General features: G+C 59.5%; 4 protein-coding genes and 2 pseudogenes. All 6 read right to left on the bottom strand.

From position 1 onward, the window contains the following. Nucleotides 1–193 (bottom strand): annotated as a pseudogene (locus A3728_RS07160) (acetolactate synthase large subunit); the annotation flags it as partial. Then, a complete protein-coding gene (locus A3728_RS07155; RefSeq protein WP_067921554.1) occupies nucleotides 186–1,784 on the bottom strand; it encodes a glycosyltransferase family 39 protein in 1,599 nt (532 codons plus the stop codon). The pseudogene A3728_RS07160 and the gene A3728_RS07155, both read right to left, overlap by 8 nt. A 3-nt stretch (nucleotides 1,785–1,787) precedes the next feature. Next, nucleotides 1,788–3,047 carry a glycosyltransferase gene (locus tag A3728_RS07150; RefSeq protein WP_082850885.1) on the bottom strand — a complete coding sequence of 420 codons (1,260 nt, stop codon included), beginning with the start codon at nucleotides 3,045–3,047 and terminating at the stop codon, nucleotides 1,788–1,790. A 355-nt stretch (nucleotides 3,048–3,402) separates the two neighbouring features. After that, nucleotides 3,403–3,525 (bottom strand): annotated as a pseudogene (locus tag A3728_RS23850) (thiamine pyrophosphate-binding protein); the annotation flags it as partial. Between the two features lie 8 nt (nucleotides 3,526–3,533). Further along, entirely contained in the window at nucleotides 3,534–5,108 is a 1,575-nt protein-coding gene (locus tag A3728_RS07140; protein WP_067921550.1) for a class I adenylate-forming enzyme family protein, read from the bottom strand. Nucleotides 5,109–5,111: 3 nt separating this feature from the next. Beyond that, on the bottom strand, nucleotides 5,112–6,292 hold a 1,181-nt coding region (locus A3728_RS07135), incomplete at its 5' end, for a TRAP transporter permease (protein ID WP_150120679.1).

Raw genomic sequence — 6,292 nt, 5'->3', positions numbered from 1 at the left:
CATCGAGGGCACCGGCCAGATCCGTGCCCGCGGGGGCGAGCGAAATGATCTCGGCATCCTCGCGGGTCAGTCGCGCAGGCTTGCCGGGATAGGCAAAAAAGCCGATGGGTGCGCGGGCACCAACCAGCACGATCCGTTTGAACCCGGCCAGAACCTTGAGCGCCGCGTCGATAGGGTAGGGCATGTCAGTCATGTATTGGCGCTACGCGCATCAACGTAGCCGAAGCGTAGGCGCAGTAAAATTTTGGTTCCATAAAGCGATCGGAGATGTCTGGCAGTGGAATCGCGTGGCTGCCTCCGCAGGTCTCCCCGTTTCGAATCCGGCGACCCAGAAACTGCGTGTTGCGATCGCGGATGGAGACGTAAAGCACGGTATCGAACTCAGCCAGCAAGGAATTGATATCCGAGCTGAGTGACTTGCGCCCGGTTGCGGTCAGCCAAACTGGCTCTTCGTTGGCGACAAGGAGAATCTGGGCGGCTTCCCCTTCGGTCAGCGCATACAAGGGGAAGTATGCCTGCGCCCATGGCCCTGTGCTGTCATGTAGGACAAGCGTCCGGTTCGGATCGGAGATCATGCTGGCAACCCATTCCCCTGGTCCATGTGTGAAGTAGCGGGCGTTGGAAAGGAGGACTACGCTTGCCGAGAGATGAGCGAGAATGATCGCTGAAGCGCCAGCCCGTTGAAGGATAATCCGCAACCGCTTTCCCGCTCCTTGCACGAAAGCTCTCGCGAAGAAAACCGCAACCGGCGGGATCATCCACAAATTGTAATGCGGTGCCAGAACCGAAAACCCTGGATTCATAAGGTTCGCAATGGCAAGCAATACGAGCCCCACCAAGACGGGCATCAATAGCATAGTGCTACGCGCTGCCATAGACCTTCCTACGAGCGCTAGACCCGCTAGGGAGACCACGCCGAGCACGGCCACAATCGCGATTGTTGGATAGACGAGATGGCTGCCGTGGAGAAAGGAACGCAGGCTTAGCCGTGCCAAGCCGACGAGCGTTTCAGTCAGCGATGACGCGGATGGGATGATATCTGCTGATCCCGATGCAGCGCTTGCGGTCATGGCGGCTGCGCTCAGTAAAAAAGGAACGAGACCGACTGATATCACAACCGTGCCACTTGCAGCGACGAGTACGGGCGCGACTGGCAGGCCACGGAAGACGCGGTCGGCAATTAGTGCACAGAGCAGGCAGAACCCAAAAACTAATCCATAGTAATGCGTGTAGCTCGCCGCTAAGACAAATACCGCAAGTAGGATAAGCAGCCATCTTGTGCCGTGCCCCCGCTTCTCGCCAGCCAAAACTAGTTCGGCAAAGCACCAGTAGCCCCAAGCAGAGAAAGTCAGAAATAGTGGGTAGGCGCGAATCTCGACAGCTTGGACCAAGATTCCGGGGGACAGTAATACGAAGGTTAGACAGAAAACACCGCCCCAAGGTCCTGCCGCGCGCCGGCCAGCCAGGTAAAGAGCGGGCGCACCCACGAGCACTGTAACGATCCCGAACCAGCGCATGCTCCCCTCTGTAAGACCGAAGACCTCTGTCCAGAGCCCGCCGAGCCAGTAGCTGAGCGGCGGCATTCGGTCGGGCGGCACTCCCAAATTCACGTCGGAACTTCCAGCCAGCCAAGCCAGCTGCGTGCGGAAGTCTAGGGCCAGACCTGATAGCTGTGTCGTTTCGTCGATCCAGATTGATTGCCTGAGCGCGAAGAGCCCGGCCATGGCGACGAAAAGAGCGCATGTTGCGAGCGCCAGCAATGCGGGGCGGATGATCGTACTCATCGCTTACCTTTTGTCCCGAATGCGTTCCTTTCGGAATACAACGAAACGATTTCCGAGAAAGTTAAAAGTCATCCCTGCAGCAATTCCGCAGAGTGCGGCGAGATATATGGCATTTTGATGATCTGTGAAGATCGAGATCGAAAGCCAGAGCGCAACTGTGTAGTTAACGGCCATACCGAGGCAAGAGGAGGTGATGAAGCCGGCGAACTGCTTCCACGGATTGCGATCCCGTGCATAGCTGAAAGTGAAGCGACGATTGAGCAGGAAATTTGTGATTACGCTCAACGCGATCCCCCCGGCCAGCGAAACTGCGTCTGACGCGCCCATAGCAAGAAGCAGGCTCAGAAGCGTGAGGTTTACAACAACCCCGGAAGCGCCAACGATAATGAATTGTATAAAATACATCGCGTTCGCGAAACGATAGAGGTAGAGTCGACGGATGTGCTTGAGATAATTAAGTTGCTCTCTCAGCGTGAGCTTGCTTTCGCCGTTTACACGATCCTGGAAATGGATGGGGATCTCTCCGACGGAATCCACACCACATTTTACGATTAGCTCGAGGGCCACCTTGTATCCGATAGGATTAAGGTCTTGGGCACACTCAAAATCGGATCTTCTCATTGCGAAGAAGCCTGACATCGGATCGCGGGCCGACGTTAGAGGGGCCGCAAGCAGTGTGGCGATCCTGCTGTTAAGCCAGCGGAAGAACCCCCAGTCGTCGTCCGTGCTGCCGCCCTTAACATAGCGCGATCCCAACACGAGTTCCTGCCCGCTTGCGAGGGCTAGTATCATCTGGGGAATGGCTTCCGGTGGATGGCTAAGATCACAGTCCATGCAAACCAGGATTGGATTACGCGCGCGCTCGAAGCCTTCGATAACGGCCGGGCTTAGCCCGCGTTCTCCCTCACGTTCGATGATACTGGCCCATTCGGCTCCCGACGCTGCTACGGCTTCGACACTTCCGTCCCCACTCTTGTCATCCATGAATATGAGTTCGATTTCGGCGCCGAAATTCTTTCGAAGAGAAGATACTCTGTCTATGAGACTTGGAATGTTTTCCCGCTCCTTAAAGGTAGGTACAATGATGCTGATCGGTGCCAGCAAAGTGATATTTGCAATCTTTGCCCCTGCTAAGGGTGCCGTCTCAGCTTGAGAAAAATTTCCTTTTATCAAAACAAATTCTCTTCTGATATTTAGGCGGTGTCGGCTCTTTTTCGTGGATTGGTCGCGTGTGGTGGTCCTTTTTGCATCCACGATTTCCACATTGCCAAGCTCTTTCAGAGTTCGTCATCTATTTGCTAGCACTTGCGGTGGTCAGATGGAAAGTTTTTAACAGGCGATACAAGACATGTTCATCGCTTGTCGGCTTCGTATGTCCGCTCCATCACACTAGCGCGCCGATGCCCGCCCCCCGGCTGCTGTTCTTGTTTGATAGTCCGCGCCCGATCATGACGGCTGGGTCTGCTGAACGCCAGTTTTTTGCTTATTGCAATATGCCACGAAGGCAGCACGAGCGTATGGGGCGGAGTCCCTTTAACAGCTTTGCCCTGGGCAGAGCTCATCCAATCTGCGCGCAGCGCGTGATGTTCCCAGCCCTTTTCCTGCGTGATCGCTTGGGCCTTTTGTTTGGCACGTGATCCAGCGCCGCGACGAAATGCATCTCCGAGGTGCCGGGATTGGTGAAACAGACCTCCACCCCGCTGTCGAGCAGGGTTTTCACAAGGCTTTCGGCACCGTTCATCGGCTCGGTCATGCGCTCTCCTTTTCTGCGGTCCAATAGGGCAGGCGCAGGTCTTTCTTGAGGATCTTGCCGATGGTGCTGCGCGGCAGGCTGTCGCGGATCTCCACCGCGCTCAGTCTGTGGCTCTTACCGAGACGGGCATTGGCGTGGTCCAGGATCTCATCGGCGCTGCGCGTGGCTTCGGCCCTCAGCACCACGAGGCCGAGCGGCGTCTCTCCCCAAGCCTCCGACGGGATGCCGATCACGGCGGCATCGGTGACGTCCGGATCGTCCAGCAGCACAAGCTCCAGATCGTTGGCATAGATGTTCAGCCCGCCGGAAATGATCATGTCCTTCTTGCGATCCGACAGCACCAGAAAGCCGTCCGCGTCAAAGCTGCCCATGTCGCCGGAGCGGAAAAAGACACGGCCCGCCGCGTCCCGCCAGATATAGTCTGCCGTCAGATCGTCCCGGCCGTAATAGCCCGCCATCATCGTTGGCCCGCGGCCCACGATCTCACCCACTGCGCCTTGGGGCACTTCGTGGCCTTCGCTGTCGATCAGGCGGATTTCGTTTCCGGGTGCCGGCTGGCCCACGGTATGCAGCTTGGTCGGGTGTTCGTCGGCAATCAGGACAGATACGCCGCCGCCTTCGGTCAGGCCGTAATATTCGATCAGCTTGCCGGGAAACCGTGCCAGCACATCGGCCTTCACATCCGCGCGCAGCGGTGCGGAGGTCGAGAATTTCATGCGCATCGCGGATAGATCGAATGTATCGAAATCAGGCAACTCCATGATCCGCTTGTACTGAACCGGGACCAGCATCGTGTGGGTGATCCGCTCGGCTTCGGCGATTTCGAGATAGGCCCGGGCGTCGAACTTCGGCATCAGGTGCACCGTCGATCCGCCAAAGAGCGTGGGGATGAAGGCCACGATCGTCGTGTTGGAATAGAGCGGCGTGGAGATCAGCGTGCGGGCGTCGTCGTCATACCCATTGGGGGCGACGCGGTCCATCTGCGCGGCGCGCATCCAGTGGTTGTGAAGGATGCCCTTCGGCGTTCCGGTCGTACCGGACGAATAGATCAGGTTGAAGGGGTCCGACATGGCGATGGGCACCATCGGATCGTCCTCTTGGGCGGGCGCCAGCAGATCCTCGTAGGTGTCGAAACCCTCGAGCTCGAAATCGAGGGCAACGCAAGTGAGGGGCAGATCACGGATGAAGCCTTCGATCAGGCTCAGATACTGGGCCGCCACGAAGATGACCCGCGCCCCGCAGTCGCGCAGCATCTTCTCCAACGCTTCGGAAGAGGCCATCGAGGACAGCGGCGTGACACAGCCCCCGGCGCGCAGCACGCCCATGAAAATCTCCGCATAGGCGGCGGAATTCGCCGAAAGGACCGCGACGGTATCGCCCTTGCTGACCCCCATCCCGATCAGCGCATTCGCGACGCGGTTGATGCGCCGGTCGAAGGCGCCCCATGTCAGCCGGGTGTCTCCGCAGACCAGCGCCAGCCTGTTGGGATGCGCGGCGGCATTGGCGCGGATGCGCGCGACTACGGTTTCCTGGGGCGGCACGGCGGGCGCGGGCGGATTGATCTCTATCATCGGCTAGGTTGCCTCGGCTACGGTGGCACGGGCACGCCGCGCGGCAAGAATAGGCAGCGCGCAAAGCGCCGCTCCGATCAGGAAGGAGGCACCGTACCCGATGCTGAGAAGTTCTGTCTGCGGCTTGGCGATCATCAGCCCGCCAAGGAACAGCAGGACCCGTAGCGGATACCCCACTGTCCCGTTCAGCGGCCCGACCAGGCTGATGTAGCCCTGCAGCGCGGAGGAGATCAGCGCCACGCCGATCAGCGCACCGCCGAGTGCTACCGTCACCTCCCAAAGGGGTGCCTGCCCGATCAGGGCGGGATTCAGCACGAAGAGGAAGGGCGCGATGTAGATGACCCCGCCCAGCTTCATCGCCTCGAACCCGGTGGAGATCGGGTTGGAGCCGGACATCGTCGAGGCCGCGAAGGCCCCGAGCGAGACCGGGGGAGTGATATAGCTGACCATCCCCCAGTAGAGAATGAAGAGATGGACGGCGAGCTGATTGAGCCCGCCCGCCTCAAGGGCCGGGGCCAGCACGACGGCAAGGAAGATGTAGCAGGCGGTAACCGTCATCCCCATCCCGAAGATGAAGGCCGTCAGCGCGCCCATCGCCAGCAGCACCAACTGGCTGTCGCCCGCCATGAAAACCAGCTCGTTCACCAGCGTGCCCGCCAGCCCCGTGGCAGAGAACGAGCCCACGATAAGCCCCACACCCAGCAGGATCGCCGTGAGTTCCGCCAGCCCCATGCCGACGCCCACGATCATGTTGCCCAGCCGCTGCATGTTCAGGCGAAACCGCGCGCGGAACTGGTTGACCACCAGCAGCAGGGCCACCGAATAGAAGGGGGCAGAGCTTTCCTGCCGGAGCGCGATCATCATGTAGAGCAACAGCGCGAAGACGAAGATGTAGGGCCAGCCCTCGGCCATCACCTCTTTCAGGCGTGGCAGATCGGGCTTCGGCAGACCGCGCAGGCCGCGCTTGGCGGAATAGGCGTCGATCTGGGCGAAAAGGCTCCAGTAATAGAGAATGCTGGGAATGGCGGCGGCCAGTGCGATCTCCACATAGGGGCGCGACAGGAACGAGGCCATGATGAAGGCCGTGGCCCCCATGATCGGTGGCATCAGCACCCCGCCGGTCGACGCGCAGGCCTCTGTCGCGGCGGCGGTCCTTGCGGAAAAGCCCGTGCGCTTCATGGCCG

This window comes from Sulfitobacter sp. HI0040, from assembly GCF_001634885.1.
GTDB lineage: Bacteria > Pseudomonadota > Alphaproteobacteria > Rhodobacterales > Rhodobacteraceae > Sulfitobacter.
Note: the sequence above shows the minus strand (reverse complement) of the source record. Positions and strands in the feature narration are given on the sequence as shown.

Coding starts and splice junctions, on each gene's coding strand:
- A3728_RS07140 (WP_067921550.1), bottom strand. CDS start 5,108: ATGATAGAGATCAATCCGCCCGCGCCCGCCGTGCCGCCCCAGGAAACC.
- A3728_RS07155 (WP_067921554.1), bottom strand. CDS start 1,784: ATGAGTACGATCATCCGCCCCGCATTGCTGGCGCTCGCAACATGCGCT.